Source organism: Peribacillus sp. SIMBA_075, from assembly GCF_046534585.1.
In genome coordinates, this window is record NZ_JAWRYN010001234.1 from 1 (window position 1) to 249 (window position 249).

The 249-nt window shown below is 39.0% G+C and carries 1 protein-coding gene; it reads left to right on the forward strand.

The annotated features are described in order from the left end of the window. On the forward strand, positions 1-137 hold a 137-nt coding region (locus SB775_RS32260), incomplete at its 5' end, for a MetQ/NlpA family ABC transporter substrate-binding protein (RefSeq protein WP_410865365.1). Positions 138-249: the final 112 nt, after the last annotated feature.

Consider the following 249-nt stretch of genomic DNA (forward strand, 5'->3'; position numbering starts at 1 on the left):
CTAACATCATCGCTGTGCAATCCGGAGATGAAAACAACGAAGATATTCAAGCATTGGTTGAAGTATTGACATCACAAGAGATTCAAGATTTTATTCTGGAAGAATGGGACGGATCGATCGTTCCAGTTGAACAATAAACTTTCTAGACAGCCTATTCCATGAGAATAGGCTGTTTTTTTATGCCCAGCAATAGCTCGTTGTAAGTGGGAAGCTTTATCGGGACAAAATAATGGGGATGTAAAATTGCAT